Source organism: Pleomorphomonas sp. T1.2MG-36 (genome assembly GCF_950100655.1).
Classification (GTDB): Bacteria; Pseudomonadota; Alphaproteobacteria; order Rhizobiales; family Pleomorphomonadaceae; genus Pleomorphomonas.
This window is the reverse complement of record NZ_CATNLY010000001.1, coordinates 477,608-497,586: the sequence shown is the minus strand read 5'-3', so window position 1 is coordinate 497,586 and position 19,979 is coordinate 477,608. Positions and strand designations below refer to the sequence as shown.

The 19,979-nt window shown below is 65.3% G+C and carries 19 protein-coding genes and 1 riboswitch; of the genes, 11 read left to right on the top strand and 8 right to left on the bottom strand.

Features of this window, described 5'->3' with window-relative positions:
• Window positions 1-12: 12 nt before the first annotated feature.
• From QQZ18_RS02405 to efeO (QQZ18_RS02375), 7 genes are all read left to right on the top strand, one after another.
• The gene (locus QQZ18_RS02405; RefSeq protein ID WP_284537663.1) at window positions 13-750 is read left to right on the top strand and encodes an ABC transporter permease; all 738 of its coding nucleotides are present in this window, start codon (window positions 13-15) and stop codon (window positions 748-750) included.
• Window positions 743-1,522 (top strand): ABC transporter ATP-binding protein, encoded by a 780-nt coding sequence (locus QQZ18_RS02400; RefSeq protein WP_284537662.1) that lies wholly within the window; start codon window positions 743-745, stop codon window positions 1,520-1,522. Before QQZ18_RS02405 ends, QQZ18_RS02400 begins: the two co-directional genes overlap by 8 nt.
• 7 nt (window positions 1,523-1,529) lie before the next feature.
• Window positions 1,530-3,011, top strand: a complete 1,482-nt coding sequence (locus QQZ18_RS02395; RefSeq protein ID WP_284537661.1) for an HAL/PAL/TAL family ammonia-lyase — start codon at window positions 1,530-1,532, stop codon at window positions 3,009-3,011.
• A 330-nt stretch (window positions 3,012-3,341) separates the two neighbouring features.
• Window positions 3,342-4,187 carry an iron uptake transporter permease EfeU gene (gene efeU / locus QQZ18_RS02390; RefSeq protein WP_284537660.1) on the top strand — a complete coding sequence of 282 codons (846 nt, stop codon included), beginning with the start codon at window positions 3,342-3,344 and terminating at the stop codon, window positions 4,185-4,187.
• A gap of 50 nt (window positions 4,188-4,237) precedes the next feature.
• Window positions 4,238-5,380 (top strand): iron uptake system protein EfeO, encoded by a 1,143-nt coding sequence (gene efeO / locus QQZ18_RS02385; RefSeq protein WP_284537659.1) that lies wholly within the window; start codon window positions 4,238-4,240, stop codon window positions 5,378-5,380.
• A 5-nt stretch (window positions 5,381-5,385) separates the two neighbouring features.
• Window positions 5,386-6,693, top strand: coding sequence for an iron uptake transporter deferrochelatase/peroxidase subunit (gene efeB / locus QQZ18_RS02380; RefSeq protein ID WP_284537658.1), 1,308 nt, complete (start codon window positions 5,386-5,388; stop codon window positions 6,691-6,693).
• 33 nt (window positions 6,694-6,726) lie between these two features.
• Window positions 6,727-7,545 carry an iron uptake system protein EfeO gene (gene efeO, locus QQZ18_RS02375; RefSeq protein WP_284537657.1) on the top strand — a complete coding sequence of 273 codons (819 nt, stop codon included), beginning with the start codon at window positions 6,727-6,729 and terminating at the stop codon, window positions 7,543-7,545.
• 66 nt (window positions 7,546-7,611) lie between these two features.
• On the opposite strand, the gene ribH is transcribed toward efeO (QQZ18_RS02375), so the two are convergent.
• Genes ribH through ribD form a run of 4 tightly spaced genes read right to left on the bottom strand, consistent with a single transcriptional unit; the run spans window position 7,612 to window position 10,875 of the window.
• On the bottom strand, window positions 7,612-8,067 hold the full coding sequence (gene ribH, locus QQZ18_RS02370) for a 6,7-dimethyl-8-ribityllumazine synthase (protein ID WP_284537656.1): 456 nt from the start codon (window positions 8,065-8,067) through the stop codon (window positions 7,612-7,614).
• A gap of 7 nt (window positions 8,068-8,074) precedes the next feature.
• Window positions 8,075-9,283: a 3,4-dihydroxy-2-butanone-4-phosphate synthase gene (gene ribB, locus QQZ18_RS02365; protein WP_284537655.1), complete on the bottom strand. Its 1,209-nt coding sequence runs from the start codon at window positions 9,281-9,283 to the stop codon at window positions 8,075-8,077.
• Window positions 9,259-9,867 carry a riboflavin synthase gene (locus tag QQZ18_RS02360; protein ID WP_284537654.1) on the bottom strand — a complete coding sequence of 203 codons (609 nt, stop codon included), beginning with the start codon at window positions 9,865-9,867 and terminating at the stop codon, window positions 9,259-9,261. The genes ribB and QQZ18_RS02360 overlap by 25 nt, the downstream gene beginning before the upstream one ends.
• Window positions 9,868-9,873: 6 nt before the next feature.
• On the bottom strand, window positions 9,874-10,875 hold the full coding sequence (gene ribD, locus QQZ18_RS02355; RefSeq protein ID WP_284537653.1) for a bifunctional diaminohydroxyphosphoribosylaminopyrimidine deaminase/5-amino-6-(5-phosphoribosylamino)uracil reductase RibD: 1,002 nt from the start codon (window positions 10,873-10,875) through the stop codon (window positions 9,874-9,876).
• 90 nt (window positions 10,876-10,965) lie between these two features.
• A riboswitch (FMN riboswitch) is annotated at window positions 10,966-11,116 on the bottom strand.
• Between the two features lie 268 nt (window positions 11,117-11,384).
• On the opposite strand from ribD, the gene pabB reads away from it, so the two are divergent.
• Window positions 11,385-12,815: an aminodeoxychorismate synthase component I gene (gene pabB, locus QQZ18_RS02350; protein ID WP_284537652.1), complete on the top strand. Its 1,431-nt coding sequence runs from the start codon at window positions 11,385-11,387 to the stop codon at window positions 12,813-12,815.
• Complete coding sequence (locus QQZ18_RS02345; RefSeq protein ID WP_284537651.1) at window positions 12,812-13,420, top strand: anthranilate synthase component II; 609 nt, start codon at window positions 12,812-12,814, stop codon at window positions 13,418-13,420. The genes pabB and QQZ18_RS02345 overlap by 4 nt, the downstream gene beginning before the upstream one ends.
• Here the strand turns inward: QQZ18_RS02345 and QQZ18_RS02340 are convergent, their stop codons facing one another.
• A complete protein-coding gene (locus QQZ18_RS02340) occupies window positions 13,421-14,920 on the bottom strand; it encodes a CoA-acylating methylmalonate-semialdehyde dehydrogenase (protein WP_284537650.1) in 1,500 nt (499 codons plus the stop codon).
• A 120-nt stretch (window positions 14,921-15,040) separates the two neighbouring features.
• Between QQZ18_RS02340 and QQZ18_RS02335 the strand changes: the two genes are divergently transcribed.
• Both QQZ18_RS02335 and cysE read left to right on the top strand, forming a co-directional pair.
• Entirely contained in the window at window positions 15,041-15,958 is a 918-nt protein-coding gene (locus QQZ18_RS02335; protein WP_284537649.1) for a LysR family transcriptional regulator, read from the top strand.
• Between the two features lie 154 nt (window positions 15,959-16,112).
• Window positions 16,113-16,973: a serine O-acetyltransferase gene (gene cysE, locus QQZ18_RS02330; RefSeq protein ID WP_284537648.1), complete on the top strand. Its 861-nt coding sequence runs from the start codon at window positions 16,113-16,115 to the stop codon at window positions 16,971-16,973.
• A 76-nt stretch (window positions 16,974-17,049) separates the two neighbouring features.
• On the opposite strand, the gene QQZ18_RS02325 is transcribed toward cysE, so the two are convergent.
• The 3 genes from QQZ18_RS02325 to QQZ18_RS02315 all read right to left on the bottom strand — a co-directional run bounded on the left by QQZ18_RS02325 (window position 17,050) and on the right by QQZ18_RS02315 (window position 19,872).
• The gene (locus QQZ18_RS02325) at window positions 17,050-18,330 is read right to left on the bottom strand and encodes a TRAP transporter large permease (RefSeq protein WP_284537647.1); all 1,281 of its coding nucleotides are present in this window, start codon (window positions 18,328-18,330) and stop codon (window positions 17,050-17,052) included.
• Window positions 18,330-18,866 carry a TRAP transporter small permease gene (locus QQZ18_RS02320; protein WP_284537646.1) on the bottom strand — a complete coding sequence of 179 codons (537 nt, stop codon included), beginning with the start codon at window positions 18,864-18,866 and terminating at the stop codon, window positions 18,330-18,332. The genes QQZ18_RS02325 and QQZ18_RS02320 overlap by 1 nt, the downstream gene beginning before the upstream one ends.
• 94 nt (window positions 18,867-18,960) lie before the next feature.
• A complete protein-coding gene (locus tag QQZ18_RS02315) occupies window positions 18,961-19,872 on the bottom strand; it encodes a TRAP transporter substrate-binding protein (RefSeq protein ID WP_446728602.1) in 912 nt (303 codons plus the stop codon).
• Window positions 19,873-19,979 lie beyond the last annotated feature (107 nt).

Sequence of the window (19,979 nt, the reverse complement as noted above, 5' to 3'; positions counted from 1 at the left end):
GAGGAGGGCATCATGGATTTCGACGTCGCCTTCCTCATCTCCACCTTCGTCAAGCTGGTCGCCGCGGTGCCGATGACACTGGGACTGTTCGCCTGCTCGGTCAGCCTCGGCGCGTTTTTTGCGCTCGGCATCACCTATTGCCGGGTGTCCGGCGGGCTGGTCCTGTCGGCCTTTGCTCGCGCCTACGTCTTCGTGTTTCGCGGCTCGCCGCTGCTCATCCAGATGTTCCTGATCTACTACGGTCTCGGCCAGTTCCCGGCCGTTCGTCACAGCCTGTTCTGGCCAGTGCTGCGCGATCCCTTCTCCTGTGCCGTGCTGGCGCTGGCCCTCTGTACCGCCGGCTATCAGGCCGAGATCATGCGCGGCGGCCTGCAGGCCGTGCCGTCCCGCGAGATCGAGGCGGGCAGGGCCGCCGGCATGTCCGGCCTCTTGCTGTTCCGGCGCATCATTGCGCCGATCGCCATCCGGCAGGCGCTGCCGGCCTATTCGACCGAGATCATCCTGATGGTGAAATCGACGGCGCTCGCCAGCCTCGTCACCGTTTGGGAGGTGACCGGCACGGCACAGCGGCTGATTTCGCAGACCTATCGCACCATGGAGGTATTCCTGGTCGCGACGCTGATCTATCTTCTCATCAATTTCATCATTGTCCGCCTGATGGCTCTTGTCGAATACCGACTGTCGCCGCACCTCAGGGAGCGGCCGGTTCCGGCAAGCGGCGGCGGACGCCAGGGAGAGGTTCATGGCTGACGTCCCGGTACCGGCAATTTCGGTCCGCAACATCCGCAAGTCCTTCGGTCAGCATGAGGTGTTGCGCGGCATCTCGCTCGACGCCCAAGATGGCGACGTGATTTCGATCCTCGGCGCTTCCGGATCGGGCAAGAGCACCTTCCTGCGCTGCATCAACCTGCTGGAGACGCCGGACGAGGGCGAAATCACGGTGGCGGGCGAGGCCATTGCCATGAAGCGCAACCGGGCGGGATCGCTGGTGCCGGCCGACCGCAAGCAGGTCGACCGCATCCGCTCCGAGCTCGCCATGGTATTCCAGAGCTTCAATCTCTGGTCCCACATGACCGTGCTGCAGAACCTGATCGAAGGGCCGGTGCACGTCCTGAAGCGCCCCAAGGCGGAGTGCATCGCCGAGGCGGAGGCACTGCTCGAGAAGGTCGGTCTCGCCGAGCGGCGGAACTATTACCCCGCCCACCTGTCCGGCGGCCAGCAGCAGCGCGCCGCCATCGCCCGGGCGCTGGCCATGCAGCCGAAGGCGCTGCTGTTCGACGAGCCGACCTCGGCACTCGATCCGGAACTGGTCGGCGAGGTGCTGAAGGTCATGCGGTCGCTGGCCGAAGAGGGGCGGACCATGCTGGTGGTCACCCACGAAATGGCGTTCGCCCGCAATGTCTCCGACAGGGTGATGTTCCTGCACGAGGGCGTCGTCGAGGCCGAGGGCGCGCCGGAGGAGATCTTCACCAACTCCGACTCCGAACGCTTCCGTCAGTTCATCGGCAACTTCCAGGCCTGAGGGCAGAATGACCGCCATCGTCGTCGATACCCATCTCGGCTGGCGCGAGGTTGCCGCCGTTGGCGAGGGAGCGCGCCTTCTTCTCGGAGATGCGGCGAAGCGGCGCGTCACGGAGGCCCGCGCGATCGTCGAGGCAATCGTCGATCGGGGCATTCGCGCCTATGGGGTCAACACCGGCGTCGGCGCCCTGTGCGATGTGGTCGTGGACAGGCCATTGCAACGGCAACTGTCGCACAACATCCTGATGAGTCATGCTACCGGCATCGGCGCCCCGCTCGGCATCGTCGAGACGCGCGCGATCATGGCGACGGCGGTCAGCAATTACGCGCTCGGGCATTCCGGTGTGAGGCTCCAGGTGGTCGAAGCCCTGGTGCGCCTTCTCAATGCCGATGTCACACCGGTGGTGCCGGCCAAGGGGTCGGTGGGCTATCTCAGCCACATGGCTCACATCGCGCTGGTGCTGGTCGGCTCCGGCCGAGCGCGGGTGGGCGACAGGATCGTCACCGGGGCCGAGGCGCTGGCCGTAGCGGGTCTCGTTCCGCTTGAGCTCGGCGCCAAGGAGGGATTGTCGCTGGTCAATGGCATTCCCTGCGCGACGGGTCTGGCGTCGCTGGCTCTGAAACGCGCCGAGCGGCTGTTGGGCTGGGCCGATGCCATCGCCGCGCTGACGATCGAAGCGCTGATGGGAAATCCGGCGGCCTTCGATCCGGCTGCGCTGTCCTTGCGGGTGTCGCCCGCTCTTCAGGCTGTTGGCGCAACCCTGCGCGACCGGCTCGCCGGCAGCGGTATCGTCGCGGCCGGTGCCGGTCGCAAGACGCAGGATGCGCTGTCGATGCGCGCCGTGCCACATGTTCACGGGGCGGCGCGCGATGCCTTCGCCGTCGCCGCCGACGTCGTCGAGCGGGAACTTGCGTCAGTATCCGACAACCCTGCCATCGTCGGCACGCCGGATGAGCCCGGCGTTCATTCGGAAGCACACGCGGTCGGAGCGGCCGTGGGGTTGGCCCTCGATCACCTGGCGATTGCCGTGGCCGAGGTCGCCGCCATGGCCGAGCGTCGTCTCGACCGTCTCGTCAATCCACTGGTGAGCGGGTTGCCGGCTTTTCTTGCCGCCGACAGTGGCGTCGGTTCCGGTTTCATGATCGCCCAGTATGCGGCCGTGTCGCTGGTCAACGAAAATCGGCGCCTGTCGCTGCCGGCGAGTCTCGATGGCGGCATCACGTCCGCGCTGCAGGAAGACCATCTCAGCCACGCCACGCCAGCTTCACTGAAGGCGCTTTCGATCATCGAGAATGCCGAGGCCATTCTCGGTATCGAGCTTCTGGCGGCCGGCCAGGCCCATGAGTTTCGCCCGGAAGGGCGGGCGGCGGGCACCGATCGCCTTTACCGCCAGCTGCGTCTTGTCGTCGGTTCTTATGGCGACGACCGTCCGCTCGCCGACGACATGGCTGTTGCGGCCGATCTCATACGAACGGAACGTCCGGCCTGAGTGTGCCATTTCCTGGGGGCAGTCCAACCGGTGGCTGCTATCCTTTCTTATGTTTCAGATTATAAAATTAATGTAATTCATTGATATTATTGTTATTTATTTGATTTGTTAATGCTGTGATTCCGGTCCGCGTGCCCGTAACCTCAGACGTTGATTCATGTCGGTGCCAAGGCGATTCATGCTTCTTCATGTTGTGAATCAAGGCAGTCCCGCTGACGGAACGGCTACGCATCTTTGCGAATGACTCGCAAAAACACTGACCGCGCTATTGACAGGCCCTTCCTAAAAGTTGAAACCAACCATCATCTTATTGGTCGGCAGGAGGTGGGATTGCTGGCGCCGTTTCTCATCATGTTGCGCGAGGGCATAGAGGCTGCGCTGGTGACGGGCATCATCGCGAGCTATCTCAAGCAGACGGGGCGCGGCGCGTTCCTGCCGGTGGTCTGGGTCGGGGTGCTGTTGGCCGTGGCACTGTCGCTGTTCGCAGGCGCTGCATTGCAACTGATGGCGGCGGAGTTTCCCCAGAAGGCGCAAGAGCTGTTCGAGGCGATCGTCGGCTTCGTAGCGGTGATCGTGCTGGTCAGCATGGTGTTCTGGATGCGTCGAGCCGCGCGCTCGATCAAGGGCGAGTTGCACGGTGCGATCGACGCCGCCATGCAGGCGCCGAAGGGCGCCACGTGGGCATTGATCGGCATGACCTTCTTCGCCGTTGGGCGCGAAGGTCTCGAGTCGGTGTTCTTCCTGCTCGCGGTGTTCCAGCAAAGCCCCGGCGCGGCTGCGCCGCTTGGTGCCCTGCTCGGACTGCTGGTCGCGGCCGTCCTCGGCTATGCGCTTTATCGCGGCGGCATTCGCCTCGATCTCAGGCGGTTCTTCCGCTGGACGGGCGTCTTCATCCTGATCGTTGCCGCCGGGCTCGCGGCGGCCAGTCTGCGTAGTCTGCACGAGGCGGGCGTGTGGAACCTCCTCCAGGCGCGCGTCTACGATTTGTCCAGCACGCTGCCGGTGTCGAGCGTTCTCGGGACGGTTCTATCCGGCGTGTTCAACTATCAGGAGGCTCCGACGATCGGCGAGGCGGGACTTTATGTCATTTTCCTCGCGGTGACGCTGGTGCTGTTCCTGAAGCCCGACCGACCGACCCTTTTCAGGGCTCCGGTCACCGGGACCGAAAAGGGGTAAGGATGTCTTCGCCTGATCCGAAACGCGCCGGCGTCCCGTCGTCGCGACTGATGACTATTGCCCTGGTCGGGGCCGGCGTGCTGGCCTTGGCCGGTGGCGGCGCCTTCTACCTGGCCTCGCAGAGGACGGTGCGTCCGAGCGAGCCGGGCACGATCGCCGTTCGCGTCGGTGACAAGAGCTGCGAGCCGATGGACCTGACGGTCCCGGCCGGCCGTAGCGTCTTCGAGATCGAGAATGCCTCGAACCGGCCGATCGAGTGGGAGATTCTCGATGGCGTGATGGTGGTCGAGGAGCGCGAGAACATCGCTCCCGGCTTCCGGTCGCAGTTGGCTGCGCGCCTCAAGCCGGGTGTCTACGACATCACCTGCGGTCTTCTGTCCAATCCGCGCGGCAAGCTGACGGTGACGGCCTCGGCCCATTCGGAGGCGGAGAAGGTCAAGCCGCCGCTGAAGGCCTTCATCGGTCCGCTGTCCGAGTACAAGGTCTTTCTCGCCGTCCAGTCGGGCAGGATGGTTCAGGCCGTCGAGTCGCTTTCGACGGCGATCGGCGCCGGCGACATGGACGCGGCGAAGTCCGCCTATGCGACCGCCCGAACTGCCTACAGGCACGTCGAGGCGGTCAGCGGTCGCATCGCCGATCTCGAAAACGCCATCGATCCCGTCGCGACCTATCTTGCCGGTCGTGAACAGGACCCGGGTTTCACCGGCTTCCACAGGATCGAGTTCGGCCTCTGGCGGGACGCGTCGACCGCCGGTCTCAAGCCCGTCGCCGACAAGCTGGTCGCCGATGTGATGGCCCTCAGGGACCGTCTGAAGGCGGTGAAGTTCGAGCCGGCCGATCTTGCCGGCAACGCGGCGCGCGAGGCGCGGCGGCTTGCCGAGGGGCCGGTGATCTCCGGCGACAACCTCTACGCAAATGACGATCTCGCCGAATTGGCCGCTGCCGTCGAAGGCCTCGAAAAACCGGCGTCTCTGCTGTTGCCGCTGGCAAGCGAGGCGTCGCCCGATGTGGCGAAGGCGACGACCGACGCTTTTGCGGCGGTGCGCGCCGAACTCGGCAAGCTGGGTGGGGCGGAATCTTCACCGATTGCCTATGGCGAGGTGTCGACGGACGCCCGCAAGGCCCTGGCCGCCACCTTCGTCGCCCTTGCCGATGCGATAGACCGGATCAATCCGGCGCTTGGTCTGGAGTAAGAAACATGGTCGATCCGAAAGATCTTCGGCGCTCTGCGCATGTCCTTGATCGCCGCCGGCTTTTGGCCGGGCTCGGCGCGACGGCGGTGGGCGGTTCGCTTGCCGGCACCGCTCGCTCCGAGACGATGCATCACTCGGTCGCCGATGCACCGGTGGCCAACGCGGCGAGCCCGCTCGACAGCGTTCCGTATCTTGGCGTCCATCAGGCCGGTGTCGTCAATGCCCGCCCGGCCAACGGCATGGTGGCGAGTTTCGACGTCCTGGCAAGGGATGCAGACGAACTTGAGGCGCTGTTTCGGACCCTCACGGCGCGCATCGCCTTCCTGACCGTGGGCGGGCCCGTGCCGGTGCTCGATCCGAAGCTGCCGCCCGCCGACTCCGGGCTGCTCGGGCCCGTGGTGCGGCCGGACAACCTGACCATCACCCTATCGCTCGGCGCGTCGCTCTTCGACGACAGGCCGTGGCTAGCGCCCTTCAAGCCAAAGCATCTCGAGCGGATGATGCGCTTTCCAAACGACGCGCTCGATGCCGATCTCTGTCACGGCGATCTGTCGATCCAGATTTGCGCCAACACGCAGGACACGACGATCCACGCGCTGAGGGACATCATCAAGGCGTCGAGCCGGCAGATGATCCTGAAGTGGAAGCAGGAAGGCAACGTGCCGGTGATCACGCCGGGGCCGGACGGTCGAGCCGAGAGCGCCCGCAACTTCCTCGGTTTCCGCGACGGATCGGCCAATCCGGACTCCTCGGATGCCACCGAGATGGATCGCGTTGTCTGGGTGGGCCAGGAGGAGGGCGAGCCGGCCTGGGCAGCCGGCGGCAGCTACCAGGTCGTCCGCATCATCCGCAATTTCGTCGAGCGCTGGGATCGCACGCCCTTCGGCGAGCAGGAGCGGATCATGGGCCGCACCAAGCTGGCCGGCGCGCCGCTCGATCGTCGGGAGGGCAGCGAGTTCGACGTGCCCGACTATGTCCGCGATCCCGATGGCACGGCGACGCCGATGGACGCCCATATCCGTCTCGCCAATGCACGCGACGAGGCGGCGAAGGCCAACATCATTCTCAGGCGGCCGTTCAACTATTCGAACGGCGTCACCCGCTCCGGTCAGCTCGACCAGGGCCTCCTGTTCATCTGCTATCAGGCGGATCTCCAGCGAGGCTTCGTCACCGTCCAGCGGAAGCTCAACGGCGAACCGCTTGAGGAATACATCAAGCCGGTCGGCGGCGGCTTCTTCTTCACGCTTCCCGGAATTCGCGACGCTGCCGATTACGTCGGCAGTTCGCTGATCGCCGCCGCGCGCGGTGCCTGATCCCGCATCCATTTCATGAAGGGAGACCGAAACATGCGTATTTCCGGCCTAATCGGCGCTTCGGCGCTGGCGTTCATTCTTTCGTCCGGCGCCTTCGCACAGGAAGCCAGTCTCGATCTTGTCGAGCCGATCGCCGAGTACAAGATCTACGTCACCGAAAAGGTGGCCAAGCTCGTCGAGGATACCACGGCCTTCACCGCCGCCGTGAAGGCCGGCGAAGTGGACAAGGCCAAGGCGCTGTTCGCGCCGACACGCCTTTCCTATGAGGCGATCGAGCCGATCGCCGAGCTGTTCTCCGACCTCGACGTGTCCATCGACTCGCGCGCCGACGACTACGAGAAGGCCGAGGCCGATCCGGAGTTCCCCGGCTTCCATCGCATCGAATACGGCCTGTGGGAGAAGAACTCCACCGAGGGCCTCGCACCGGTGGCCGACAAGCTCCTCGCCGACGTCAAGGAACTCGAGGGGCGCATCGCTTCGCTGACCTTCCCGCCCGAGAAGGTGGTCGGCGGTGCTGCCGTGCTGATGGAAGAGGTGGCGGCCACCAAGATTTCCGGCGAGGAGGACCGCTATAGCCACACCGACCTCTGGGACTTCCGCGGCAATTTTGACGGCGCGCGCAAGATCGTCGAGCTGGTGCGTCCGCTGATCGCGGACAAGGAAGCCGATTTCCTGAAGACGGTGGACGCCAACTTCGACACCGTCGACACGACGCTTCTCAAGTACAAGGACGGCGACGGCTACGTCACCTACGACAAGCTGACCGAGGACGACCGCAAGGTCCTGGCGGCGGCGGTAAACACGCTGGCCGAGGATCTGTCGACCCTGCGCGGCAAGCTCGGTCTCGACTGAGATCTGCGGCATGGCCATGACGGAAGGCGGCGGTCCGGTTGGACCGCCGCTTTCGTTTTGGGGCCGTCAGGCGGCCTTGATTTTCTCGAGCGTCGCCAGCGCCTCGATGCAGGCGGCAGCTGCTTCCCGACCTTTGTTGGCGGCATCATCGCGGCTGCGGACGAGTGCCTGCTCGTCGGTGTAGGTGGTGAGAATGCCGAAGGTGATCGGCACGCCGGTGGCAAGCGTTGCCTGCATCAGCCCGGTGGCGGCGCCGAGGCTGATGAACTCGAAATGCGCCGTGTCGCCCTTGATGACGCAGCCCAGGCAGATCACGCCGGCGTAGCGGCCGCTTTGGGCTAGGGTCTGCGCGAGAAGCGGTATCTCGAAGGCGCCGGGAGCGGAGAAAACATCGGCGTCGAGCAGTGGGATACCGCGCTCTCCGAGTTCATGGCGGGTGCCGGCCAGGAGGCCGCCGGTCACCTCCGGATTGAACTGGCTGACGACGACGGCGAGACGCGGCGGGGTGGGGGAAGATGTCATTGTTTCCTCAGGAGTCATGCTGGCAAAGGCTGTGGCCGAAGCGTTCGCCCTTGGTCGCGAGATAGCGACGGTTGAACGGGTTGGGCGGAATGACCAGCGGCACCCGCCCGGCGACGTCGAGGCCATAGCCGGCAAGCGCGTCGGCTTTGGCGGGGTTGTTGGAGAGAAGACGGAGCCGCTCGACGCCGAGCGCCTTCAGGATCTGGGCGGCAATGCCGTAGTGGCGGGCATCGGCCGGCAGGCCGAGGGCGGTGTTGGCGTCAAGCGTGTCGAGGCCGCCGTCCTGCAGCGCATAGGCGCGGATCTTGTTGGCAAGGCCGATGCCGCGCCCCTCCTGGCCGCGCAGGTAGATCACCACACCGCCTTCGGGATCCTCGGAGACCAGCCGTTGCGCCTCATGGAGCTGCGGGCCGCAGTCGCAGCGAAGCGAACCGAGCGCGTCGCCGGTCAGGCATTCGGAGTGAACGCGCACCAATGGCGTCTTGCCCAGCGGACGGCGGACGATGGCGAGATGCTCCTCGCCGTCGACCTGGCTGCGGAAGGCATGCACCCGCAACACGCCATCGGCGTAGGCCGTCGGAAGATCGGCGCTCGCCACCTCCTCGACCAGTTGCTCGGTCGCCCAGCGGTGTTCAACCAACTCGGCGATGGTGAGCACGGGGATGTCGTGCTCCCTGGCGAACCGGTCCAGTTCCGGCCGACGGGCCATGTGGCCGCTCTCGCCCATCACCTCGCAGATGACGGCAGCGGGCTGGAGCCCGGCGAGACGAACGAGATCGATCGCGCCCTCGGTGTGGCCGTTGCGGGCGAGCACGCCGCCGTCAGCCGCCCGAAGCGGGAAGACGTGCCCGGGCGAGACGATGGCGCCCGGCGCCACAGCCGGATCGGCGGCGACGGCGATGGTATGCGCGCGGTCAAAGGCCGATATGCCGGTGGTGATGCCGTCGCGCGCCTCGATGGAAACGGTGAAGGCGGTGGAACGGCGGGCGCGGTTCATCGCCACCATCGGGTTGAGTCCGAGCCGGTCGATCTGCTGGCCGGTCAGCGCCAGGCAGATCAGGCCGCAGGCTTTCTTGGCCATGAAGGCGATGGCTTCGGGCGTGGCGAACTCGGCGGCGACGACGAGGTCGCCCTCGTTCTCCCGATCCTCGTCATCGACGAGCAGGACCATGCCGCCGGCCTTCAGCCGGGTCAGCGCGCGAGATAGGGCTTGCATAGAGCCTCCACGTATTTGGCGATGACGTCGACCTCGACATTGATCTCGTCGCCGAGGGCGGCGGCCGACAGGTTGGTGTTGTCCCAGGTGTGGGGAATGATGGTGATGCCGATGCGGGCGCCATTGTCCGCCGGCTCGATGCTGTTGATGGTCAGGCTGATGCCGTTGAGCGAGATCGAACCTTTCTCGACGCAGTAGCGGGCAAGCTCCGAGGGCAGGTCGAACTCCAGGCGGCGGGCGTCACTATCGGGCGTCACCGCGACGAGCGTCGCCTTGCCGTCGACGTGGCCCTGGACCATGTGGCCGGACAGCCGGTCGGCGAGCGCCACCGAGCGTTCGAGGTTGACCACCGAACCGGTCGCAAGACGACCAAGGTTGGAGCGGGACAGCGTCTCCGGCGACAGGAAGAAGCGCGCGGTGCCGGCCTCGTCCATTTCGGTGACTGTGAGACAGACGCCGTTGACGGCGATGCTTTCGCCGAGTTCGAGATCGGACCAGCCGGTGGGGATGGTGACGACCAGCGACCCGCCGGTTGCGTTGGCCGTCCGGACGGCGACGGTCCGGGCAATGATGCCGGAAAACATGGTGTTTCAGCCTTTCTTGTTTTGGTTGCGGGAAATGGTGACGTGATCGGGCATGCCGGCCCCGATCTTTCGGATGGCGACGTGCTCGTCCCAGATGCCGGCGGAGAGGATGGCGGCGGTCAGGGTCGGCCCCGCCTCGACCAGCACTTCGTGGACGCCTTCGGCGCCGAGGCGGACCAGCGCCTCGCCGATGTCGGCGAACAGCAAGGGGCGCAGGCCGCGTTGGGCGGCTTCGGCGAGATAGTCGGCCGGCACGCGCCCGCCACGGTCGAGAATGGCGAGGATCCGACTCCTGCCCGGATGATCGGGTACGTGGCGGACGGTGAACTCTGGGCGGTCGGCCAGTATGGTTCCGCTGCCGGTCAGGATGGCGTCGGCGCGGCGGCGCATGCGGTGGGCAAGCGTCAGCGACGCTTCGGATGTGAATGTCTTGCGGCCGAGCGGCGGGATCATCGAACCTGTTTCGTCGAGCGCCTGCTTGACGGTGACGAACGGACGGCCGGTGGTGACCCACGTGACGAAGGGGGCGACGAGGCGCTCGGCCTTGGCTGCGAGGCGCGCGGTATCGGGATGGTCGAGTTCGGTGAGAAGGCGAACTGTGAGACCGGCCGCCGCGAGGCGCGCGGCACCGCCGCCCTCCACACGCGGATTGGGATCGGTCTCGGCGATCCAGATCTCGCGAGCCGGCGTCGACAGGATCGCTTCGGCGCACGGCGGCGTCCGACCGTGGTGGTTGCACGGTTCCAGTGTGACGACGATCGTGTGGATGCGTTCGATCGTGCCCGCTGCCCGGCAGGCGGCAATGGCGCGCGCCTCGGCATGGGCCTCGCCGGCCTTGCGGTGCGCCTCGACGGCGAGAAGATTGCCGGCGGCATCAAGGATGGCGCAGCCGACCGGCGGGTTGGGAGAGGTGGCGCCGGCATAGTCCGTCGCAGCGGCAATGGCGCGCGCAAAGGCATCGGCGATGATGCCGAGAGGCAGGGAATTGGTTGAGCTCGATGCGCCCATGCGATCCTCGATCCGGTGACCGAACGCACTGGGGGCGCAAGCAAACGCAAACGCGCGCACCTCCCGACGGGAAGGCGCACGTGTGGCGTCAGCCGTTCTCTACCATCCGGACTATACCGTCGGCCCCGGAATCACACCGGGTCTGCTGACCCTGCTCCCAGAGGGAACAGGCGCTCGCGGGCTGACGCGCTTTCGCACGATTACCGCCGGTGGGGAATTTCACCCCGCCCCGAGAACGTTCGCCGCCATGAAAGGCGGCATCCGAAAGCATAGGCAGCACGATCCGGATGTACAAGGTCGGATCGTTTACGAAGGACGACGCGCACGCGATCGTGTTCGTCGTCGCGCCGTCGCGTTACAACGAGGCCGGTCGAGGGGCGGCGGGCCGACGTGGCGGCAGACGGTCCAGAGTCTCGGCGGTGGAGCGACATGGGGTTGGGTTGGGCATGCAAATCGCAAACGGCGTCAGTTGCTTGTGATAAGCGTTATGGCTTAGGAAGTCCGCCGTCATGCGCATAGGCCAGATGATCGTCACCGCTCTCGACTGTTCCGATCCGATGATCCTCGCCGGGCGGCTTCGCCCGCTGCGGCGCTTTGCCTTTCTCGACAGCGCACTCGTCGGTGGTGCGATCGGCCGCCACGCCTTCCTCGCTGCCGACCCCTTCGGCACGCTGCGTGTGACCGGTGGGCGAACGTTCTGGAATGACGAGGAAATCCTGGCTGGGCCGGATGATATCCGGTCGCCCGGCCGCCGGGCGCTGGACGAGCTTGGTCGCCGTCTGGCGATCTATCGTCTGGACCCGGTGGCCGGATTGCCTCCGTTCCAAGGTGGCGCCATTGGCCATGTGGCGTATGAGTTCGGCCGTCTGCTCGAACGCTTGCCATCAGCCCCTGGACCGTCCGTCGGGATCGCCGAACTGGAGATGCACTTCTACGACGTGGTCGTTGTCTGCGATCTGGAAGCCGGCCAGGCCTTTCTCATCTCGACCGGTTGGCCGGAGCTGGAGCCGGACAGGCGAGAGGCAAGGGCGCGGGAGCGGGCCGAGCAGTTCATGGCCGTCCTCAAGGGGGCTTCGCCGGTCGAGCCTTCATTCGCCGGCCTCGATGGTTTTGCGTTCGAGGCAAGTCTCGATCGCTCAGGTTACGAGACGGCCGTCGCACGGACGCGAGACTACATTCTTGCCGGAGACATTTTCCAGGCCAACATCGCTCGCCGCATCGAAGTGAATCTGCCGACCGGTTTCGACGCCTGGGGCTACTATCGAAGGCTGCGGGCGACCAATCCCGCTCCCTTCGCAGCTTTCCTCGATCACGGCGATATACAGATCGCGTCGTCATCGCCGGAGCGGCTGATCGAGGTGCGAGATCGTAGGGTCGAGGCGCGACCGATCAAGGGTACGGCGCCGCGTTCGGCCGATCCGCGAGAGGACGGACTTCGTGCTGCGGCGCTGGCCGCTTCGGAGAAGGACAGGGCGGAAAACGTGATGATCGTGGATCTCCTTCGCTCCGATCTCTCCGCCGTCTGCAAGCCGCATACGGTGAAGGTGCCCAATCTTTGCGGCATCGAAACCTACGCCTCGCTGCATCACCTCGTGTCCGTCGTGACGGGAGAGCTGAGGGACGGCTGTACGGCGGTGGATGCGCTTGCGTCCGTCTTCCCCGGAGGATCGATCACCGGCGCGCCGAAGATCCGCGCCATGGAGATTATCGCCGAGCTGGAGCGGGTGCCGCGTGACGTCTACTGCGGAGCGATCGGCTATTTCGGGTTCGACGGTTCGGCCGATTTCAACATCGCCATCCGCACCACGACCTTTACCGAAGGGCGAGCTTCGCTCGGTGCCGGGTGCGGCATCACGCTGCTGTCCGATCCGGCGGCCGAGTTCGAGGAAGCTGAACTCAAGGCGGCGCGGCTGATCGACGCGTTCGGGAGGTCGACGTGATCGTCGTCCTCGACAACTACGACAGCTTCGTCGGCAATGTCGCCCGCTATCTTGTCGAGCTGGGCGAAGAGGTGACCGTTCTGCGCAACGATGCGCTCGCCGTGGCGGACCTCGCCACGCTGGGTGCGGAGGCTCTGGTGATAAGCCCTGGCCCTTGCGGCCCCGGCGAGGCGGGTATTTCGACCGATGCGGTGCGCATGCTGTCCGGTCAGCTGCCAATCCTCGGCATCTGCCTCGGGCATCAGTGCATCGGGGAGGCATTCGGCGGTAGGACCGTTCGCGCCCGCGAGCCGATGCACGGGCGGTCATCTCCGATCACCCACGACCGAACCGGCCTTTTTTCGGGGCTACCCAATCCGCTCCGGGTCGGGCGCTACCATTCGCTGGCCGTCGAGGTGCCGGCGGGCACGCCGCTCCGCGTCACGGCGCGGAGCGAAGGCGGCGATGTCATGGCCATCGAGCATGCGGACCACCCGACGTTCGGCGTGCAGTTCCATCCGGAAAGCGTGCTCACGGAAGGCGGCTATCGAGTGTTCGCCAACTTCCTGTCCTGCCTGCCGGGGCGGGCAGGGCGGCATGCCGCCATCCCGCCCAGCCCGTTCTGATCACTCCATCGTCGGCATGATGAAGTCGGCGCCGGTGCGAATGCCGGTGGGCCAGCGGCTCGTCACCGTCTTGAGGCGGGTATAGAAGCGCACGCCCTCCGAGCCATGCATGTGGTGATCGCCGAACAGCGAGGCCTTCCAGCCGCCGAAGGAGTGGAAGGCCATTGGGACGGGAATCGGCACGTTGACGCCCACCATGCCGGCCTGGATGCGGGTGGTGAACTCGCGGGCGCTATCGCCGTCGCGGGTGAAGATGGCGGCGCCGTTGCCGAACTCGTGCTCGTTGATCAGCCGTAAGGCGGCATCGAAGTCGTCCACGCGGACGATGCCGAGCACCGGCCCGAAGATCTCCTCGCGGTAGATCTTCATCTCGGTGGTCACGTTGTCGAAAAGCGTGGCACCGATGAAATAGCCGTTCTCCCCGCCGGGGCTGACGAAGCCGCGGCCATCGAGCACCAGGGTGGCGCCTTCATCGACACCGCTGTCGACATAGCCGCGCACCTTTTCAAGGTGTGGCCTCGACACCAGCGGCCCCATCTCCGAGGCCTTGTCGGTACCGGCGCCGATGACGAGCTTCCTTGCCCGCTCGGCGAGCTTGTCAACGAGAGCGTCGGCGGTGGCCTTGCCGACCGGCAGGGCGATGGAAATGGCCATGCAACGCTCGCCGGCGGAGCCGTAGGCGGCGCCCATCAGCGCATCGGCCGCCTGGTCGAGGTCGGCGTCGGGCATGATCACCATGTGGTTCTTGGCGCCGCCGAGCGCCTGGCAGCGCTTGCCGTTCTTCGTTGCCGTCTCGTAGATGTAGCGGGCGACCGGCGTCGAGCCGACGAAGCTGACGGCGGCGACGTCGCGATCGTGGAGCAGGGCGTCGACGGCGACCTTGTCTCCGTGCACCACCTGGAAGACGCCCTTGGGCAGGCCCGCCTCGGTCAGCCAGTCGGCGATCAGCAGCGACGCACTCGGGCAGCGCTCCGACGGCTTGAGAATGAAAGCATTGCCGCAGGCGAGCGCCACCGGGAACATCCACATCGGCACCATGGCCGGGAAGTTGAACGGCGTGATGCCGGCGACGACGCCGAGCGGCTGGCGCAGCGAATGACTGTCGACACCAGTGCCGACGTTTTCTGAAAACTCGCCCTTCAGAAGCTCCGGGGCGGCGATGGCAAACTCGACCACCTCGATGCCGCGCTGGATCTCGCCGCGTGCATCGCTCAGCACCTTGCCGTGCTCGGCGGTGATGACGGCAGCGAGTTCGCCGGCCCGTTGCTCCATGATGCCGAGGAAACGGTTGAGGATGCGGGCGCGGCGCAGTGGTGTGGTGGCCGCCCAACGCGGCTGTGCCGCCTTGGCGGCCTCGACGGCAACGCGCACCTCCGCCTCGCTCGCCATGGCAACGCGCCCGGTTTCCGCCCCGCTTGCGGGATTGAACACCGGGGTCGAACGGCCCGAACCGGGAGAGACGTGACTGCCGTCGATGAAGTGGCCGATGGTTGTCGTCATTTTCCTTATTTCCCTCTGGTTGAGCTTGCGTGTGCTGCCCGTTTGAGGTGATGAAACACCAAGTGGCCGTTGCGCAGCAATATGCTGGCTCGGAAAACCATTGTGCAATAATGTGAAGGCATGGATTGGGATCACTTCCGCGTATTTCTGGCCGTTGCGCGCGGCGGACAGCTCTCCGCCGCGGCGCGGCGCCTCGGTGTCAACCACACCACCGTGGCCCGTCGTCTCGATGCGCTGGAGGCCGAACTCGGTTCCGCTCTGTTCGAAAGGCGGCCGACGGGATGTGTGCTGACCGAGGCCGGCGAACGGCTGATACCCCTGGCGGAGCGCATCGAGATCGAGACGCGAGCGGCGCTCGCGGCGGTATCGTCGGGTGAAACCGAAGTTACCGGTACGGTCCGTGTCGGTGCGCCCGATGGTCTCGGCAACAGCTTTCTCGCCCGCGAGTTGGGGCTGTTCGCCGCGCAGCATCCGGGGATCACTGTCGAGTTGGTTCCGCTGCCGGTGAAGTTCTCAGTGTCGCGGCGCGAGGCCGATCTTGTCGTCGAGCTGTCTCGGCCGACAACGGGCCGCCTCGTCGCCACGCGGCTGGTCGACTATTCGCTCGGCGTCTATGCGTCCGAGGACTATCTCGCCGACCATGGTCAGCCCGCGAGCCTCGACGACCTCGCCGGACATCGCCTCGTCACCGGCATCGACGACTATACTTTCTCGTCGGCACTCGATTATGCGGCAACCTTGCAGGTCTATTCGAAGCGTCTCTACCGCTGCGCCGGTGCGACGAGCCAGTTCGAGGCGATCCGTGCCGGCGCCGGCATCGGCGTGCTCCACGACTTCATGACCCTCGACGCGGAGGGGCTTGTCCGCGTGCTGCCGGATGTCAGCTTTTCCCGAACCTATTGGCTGGTCGGCCACCCTGGCGCGACATCGATTGCCGCCATCGCCGCCTGTCGACGCTACCTTGTCGAGACATTTCGTCGACAGCGCCGGCACTTTCAGCCGTTTGGGCCGCCCAAGGTATCAACGTCTCCGGAATGAGCTCTTGTTGGTAAGCATTTCCCAAGAAAGTTGACCCTATCGGAACAAATTTCCAATCCTTGCCGCCGGAACGATAGTCCCATGCTTTGGCGTCGGTGCGACTTTCGTATAAAATTCCCCGAGACGGTCAAGTTATCGCGTGCGAGTGAAAACCATGGACAGGGCGCCGAGACTTTGGACGGGCGAGGTTGCGACCGGCCGGTCGGCGGCCATCGACCTCTATTGGCATCGCCTCAAGGGTGAAGCGGAAGCCGCCATGGCGCGCGAGCCGACGCTGACCTCACTCCTCGTCTCCACCATTCTCGAGCAACCCGATCTCGCCACAGCGCTGGCGAGCCGGCTCGGCCAGCGGCTCGCCGGTGACGAGCTTTCGTCCGAGATGATCGCGCGGACCATCCTGAAAGTGATCGATGCCGAGCCGACCATCCTCGACGGTGTCCATGCCGATCTCAAGGCGGTGGTCGAGCGCGATCCGGCGTCTGGCCGACTGATCGAGCCCTTCCTGTTCTTCAAGGGTTTTTCTGCCATCCAGACGCACCGCATCGCCCATCACCTGTGGCGAGCCGGCCGCCGCGACATGGCGTTGATATTGCAAAGCCGGTCGTCGTCGGTGTTTCAGACCGACATCCATCCAGGCGCGACGATCGGGCAGGGCATCTTCATCGACCATGCGACCGGCGTGGTGATCGGCGAGACAGCCGAAATCGAGGACGAGGTGTCCATCCTGCAGGATGTGACGCTCGGCGGAACTGGCACGCACACCGGCAAGCGTCATCCGACGATCCGAACCGGCGTTATGATCGGCGCCGGCGCGCAGATCTTCGGGCCGGTCGAGATCGGCGCCTATTCCAAGATCGCCGCCGGCTCTCTGGTGACGACCACCGTGCCCGCCCATTCGACGGCGGTCGGCACGCCGGCCCGCGTCATCCTGGGCGATGCGCCGGCTAACCCGGCCCGTAACATGGACCAGATGCTCACCGAGCGCGACTACTCCGCCTTCACCTGGGTGATCTGACGGCTTCTGTCCACGACAGAGATGACCGAAGCAAGGCCGCGACCCGTCCGAGACGGGCCGCGTGGATTTCCTATGCCTAGTGAAACAGGCGTGGCAGCCAGAGCGAAGCCGCTGGAATGTAGGTCACGATCATCAGCACCACGAAGGCCGCGAAGTAGAACGGCCAAATGGTGCGGACGGCCTGCAGGATGGGAATCCGGGCGATGGCGCAGGTGACGAACAGCACCGAACCCACCGGCGGGGTGCAGAGGCCGATGCCGAGGTTGAGGATCAGGATGGCGCCGAACTGCACGGGGTCCATGCCGAAGGCGGTGACCACCGGCAGGAAGATCGGCGTCGTTATGATGATCAGCGGCGCCATGTCCATGAAGCAGCCGAGCACCAGCAGAATGAGGTTCAGCAGCAGGAAGATGACGATCGGGTTCTCCGATACCGCGTGCATCGCCGTCACCATCGCGGCCGGCACTTGCAGTAGGGCCAACAGCCAGGCAAACGAGGCGGCCGAGCCGATGACCATCAGCACCATGGCCGTGGTGCGAACGGCGCCGAGCGTTGCCTCGCGGAAGTCGGCCCAGCTCATCGAACGATAGACCAGCAGGGTGACCAGCAGCGCGTAGATCAGCGCGATGCAGGAGCTTTCCGTCGCCGTGAAGACGCCCGAGCGGACGCCGCCGAAGATGATGGCGATCAGCAGGATGCCGGGAATGGCATTGAGCATGATTGGGCCGATGTTGCGCCAGCCGGGGAACACCTCGGCCGGATAGCCGCGGCGTCGGGCCACCCAGTATCCGGCGACCATCAGCGAGGCGGCCAGCATCAGGCCGGGAATGACGCCGGCCGTGAACAGATCGGCGATGGAAATGACGCCGCCGGCCGAGATCGAATAGATGATCATGTTGTGCGATGGCGGGATCAGCAGCGCGATGATGGCGCCGACCGACGTGATGTTCACGGCGTAGTCGACGTCGTAGCCGCGCTTTTTCATCTGCGGGATCATCAGGCCGCCCACCGCCGAGGCATCGGCGACGGCCGAGCCGGAGACGCCACCGAACATGGTGGAGGCGACGATGTTGACCTGTCCCAGGCCACCGCGCATGTGACCGACCATGGACGCGGCCAGTCGCACCAGCTTCTCCGCTATGCCGCCCCGCACCATGACGTCGCCGGCATAGATGAAGAAGGGAATGGCCAGGAGCGCAAAGGCGCTGATGCCGGAGTTGAGGCGCTGCACGACGATGACCGGGGGCATGCCCATGTAGAGAATGGTGAACAGCGACGAGATCGCCAGACAGAAGGCGATGGGGGTGCCGAGCACCAGGAGCCCCACGAAGGAGCCGAACAGAATCCAGAGTTCCATCAGACGGCATCCTTTGGCAGCGCGGTTTCCGAAACGTCCGCCACGGGGGGCTCTGCCCCGAAATGCATGCGAATGATCCGCTCGATGGCGAACAGCGTGAACAGCAATCCCGAACAGGTCAGCGGCAGGAAATCGGTGGCGCCAGTGATGCCGAGGCCCGGGATCAGCGTGTCCCAGGTGCGGGCCGCGAGCTGGAAGCCGTACCAGGAGATGAACAGGCCGAAGATGGCAATGAGCGACAGGGAAACGGTGTCCAGCAGGCGATTGACCGATGGTGGCGCCAGATAGCGCAGGAGGTCCAGCCCGAGGTGGAAGTTCTCCCGGACGCCGACTGCCGCCCCCAGAAAGATGAACCAGCCCATCAGCTGGATTGCCATCGGCTCGGCGAAGGTCAGGGAGAAGTTGAGAACGTAGCGGCTGAACACCTGGGCGCCGACGACGACGGTCATCAGCACGAGGGCGGTTCCCGCCGCCGCCAGGGCCGCTCCGGCCAGCCTGTCGATGAGGCGGAAAAGAAGAGTCTGTCTGGTTTTCATGACACCACCGCGATCCTGACGAGCCGGGCACCGCCCGGTTTGCGGCCGGGCGGCGACTGGGTGTCGGGCCGGACTGGCCGGCCCTTTTTCGGAATCACTCGGTCGCCTGGATGCGGGCGACGAGGTCCTTGAGCTTCGGATCGGTGATGAACTTGTCGTAGACCGGCTTCATCGCCTCGATGAAAGGCCCCTTGTCGATCTTGGCGATAATGGAGCCTGCTTCGCGCACCTTGGCTTCGGACGCCTTCTCGCGTGCGGCCCAGAGCTCGCGCATCTTGGGAACGCTGTCCTTCGCCGCTTGGCGGATGATCGCCTGGTCTTCCGCCGAAAGCTTGTCGTAGCTCGACTTGGCCATGACCAGCACTTCCGGCTGCAACGAGTGCTCGGTCAGCGTGTAATGCTTGGCAACCTCGAAATGACGCGAGGATTCGTAGGACGGCCAGTTGTTCTCGGCGCCGTCGATGACGCCGGTCTGTAGGCCGGAATAGACCTCGCCGAACGGCATCGGAGTCGGATTGGTTCCCATGGCCTCGGCTGTGGCGACCCACATGTCCGATTGCTGAACGCGCAGTTTCAGCCCCTTGAGGTCGTCGAGCGAGGCGATGGGCTTCTTGGTGTAGATCGAGCGGGCGCCGGAGTCGTAATAGGCCAGAGCAATCAGGCCCTTGGCCTCGAAGGCCTTTAGAATTTCGTCGCCGATCGGGCCGTCGACCACGTGGTGCATGTGATCGACCGACTTGAACACGAAGGGCAGGCCGAGCACCGATGTCTCGGGTACCACGTTGTTGAACTGGGCGGTGGAGACGCGATTGAAGTCGATGACGCCGAACTGCGTCTGCTCGATGGTGTCTTTCTCCGAGCCGAGAACGCCGTTGTTGAACTCCTGGATCTTGATGCGCCCACCGGTCCTCTCCTCGACCAGCTTGCCCATGTAGATCACCGCCTCGACGGTGGGATATCCATCCGGATGGATATCGGCAGCTCTGAATGTGACCGTGTCGGCCATGGCGGTGCTTGCGAGCCCGAAGGCTCCGACGACACCGAGAATGCAGGTGACTCCTCGCTTCATGCCTTCCTCCCTTGGCGGCGCAAACCGCCGCGTCGCCCGCTATG

What these genes read in the sequence shown, in the direction of transcription:
- QQZ18_RS02405 (WP_284537663.1), top strand. Translation starts at nt 13, where the DNA reads ATGGATTTCGACGTCGCCTTCCTCATCTCCACCTTCGTCAAGCTGGTC.
- QQZ18_RS02400 (WP_284537662.1), top strand. Translation starts at nt 743, where the DNA reads ATGGCTGACGTCCCGGTACCGGCAATTTCGGTCCGCAACATCCGCAAG.
- QQZ18_RS02395 (WP_284537661.1), top strand. Translation starts at nt 1,530, where the DNA reads ATGACCGCCATCGTCGTCGATACCCATCTCGGCTGGCGCGAGGTTGCC.
- efeO (WP_284537659.1), top strand. Translation starts at nt 4,238, where the DNA reads ATGACTATTGCCCTGGTCGGGGCCGGCGTGCTGGCCTTGGCCGGTGGC.
- efeB (WP_284537658.1), top strand. Translation starts at nt 5,386, where the DNA reads ATGGTCGATCCGAAAGATCTTCGGCGCTCTGCGCATGTCCTTGATCGC.
- efeO (WP_284537657.1), top strand. Translation starts at nt 6,727, where the DNA reads ATGCGTATTTCCGGCCTAATCGGCGCTTCGGCGCTGGCGTTCATTCTT.
- ribH (WP_284537656.1), bottom strand. Translation starts at nt 8,067, where the DNA reads ATGACATCTTCCCCCACCCCGCCGCGTCTCGCCGTCGTCGTCAGCCAG.
- ribB (WP_284537655.1), bottom strand. Translation starts at nt 9,283, where the DNA reads ATGCAAGCCCTATCTCGCGCGCTGACCCGGCTGAAGGCCGGCGGCATG.
- QQZ18_RS02360 (WP_284537654.1), bottom strand. Translation starts at nt 9,867, where the DNA reads ATGTTTTCCGGCATCATTGCCCGGACCGTCGCCGTCCGGACGGCCAAC.
- ribD (WP_284537653.1), bottom strand. Translation starts at nt 10,875, where the DNA reads ATGGGCGCATCGAGCTCAACCAATTCCCTGCCTCTCGGCATCATCGCC.
- pabB (WP_284537652.1), top strand. Translation starts at nt 11,385, where the DNA reads ATGCGCATAGGCCAGATGATCGTCACCGCTCTCGACTGTTCCGATCCG.
- QQZ18_RS02340 (WP_284537650.1), bottom strand. Translation starts at nt 14,920, where the DNA reads ATGACGACAACCATCGGCCACTTCATCGACGGCAGTCACGTCTCTCCC.
- QQZ18_RS02335 (WP_284537649.1), top strand. Translation starts at nt 15,041, where the DNA reads ATGGATTGGGATCACTTCCGCGTATTTCTGGCCGTTGCGCGCGGCGGA.
- cysE (WP_284537648.1), top strand. Translation starts at nt 16,113, where the DNA reads ATGGACAGGGCGCCGAGACTTTGGACGGGCGAGGTTGCGACCGGCCGG.
- QQZ18_RS02325 (WP_284537647.1), bottom strand. Translation starts at nt 18,330, where the DNA reads ATGGAACTCTGGATTCTGTTCGGCTCCTTCGTGGGGCTCCTGGTGCTC.
- QQZ18_RS02320 (WP_284537646.1), bottom strand. Translation starts at nt 18,866, where the DNA reads ATGAAAACCAGACAGACTCTTCTTTTCCGCCTCATCGACAGGCTGGCC.
- QQZ18_RS02315 (WP_446728602.1), bottom strand. Translation starts at nt 19,872, where the DNA reads ATGGCCGACACGGTCACATTCAGAGCTGCCGATATCCATCCGGATGGA.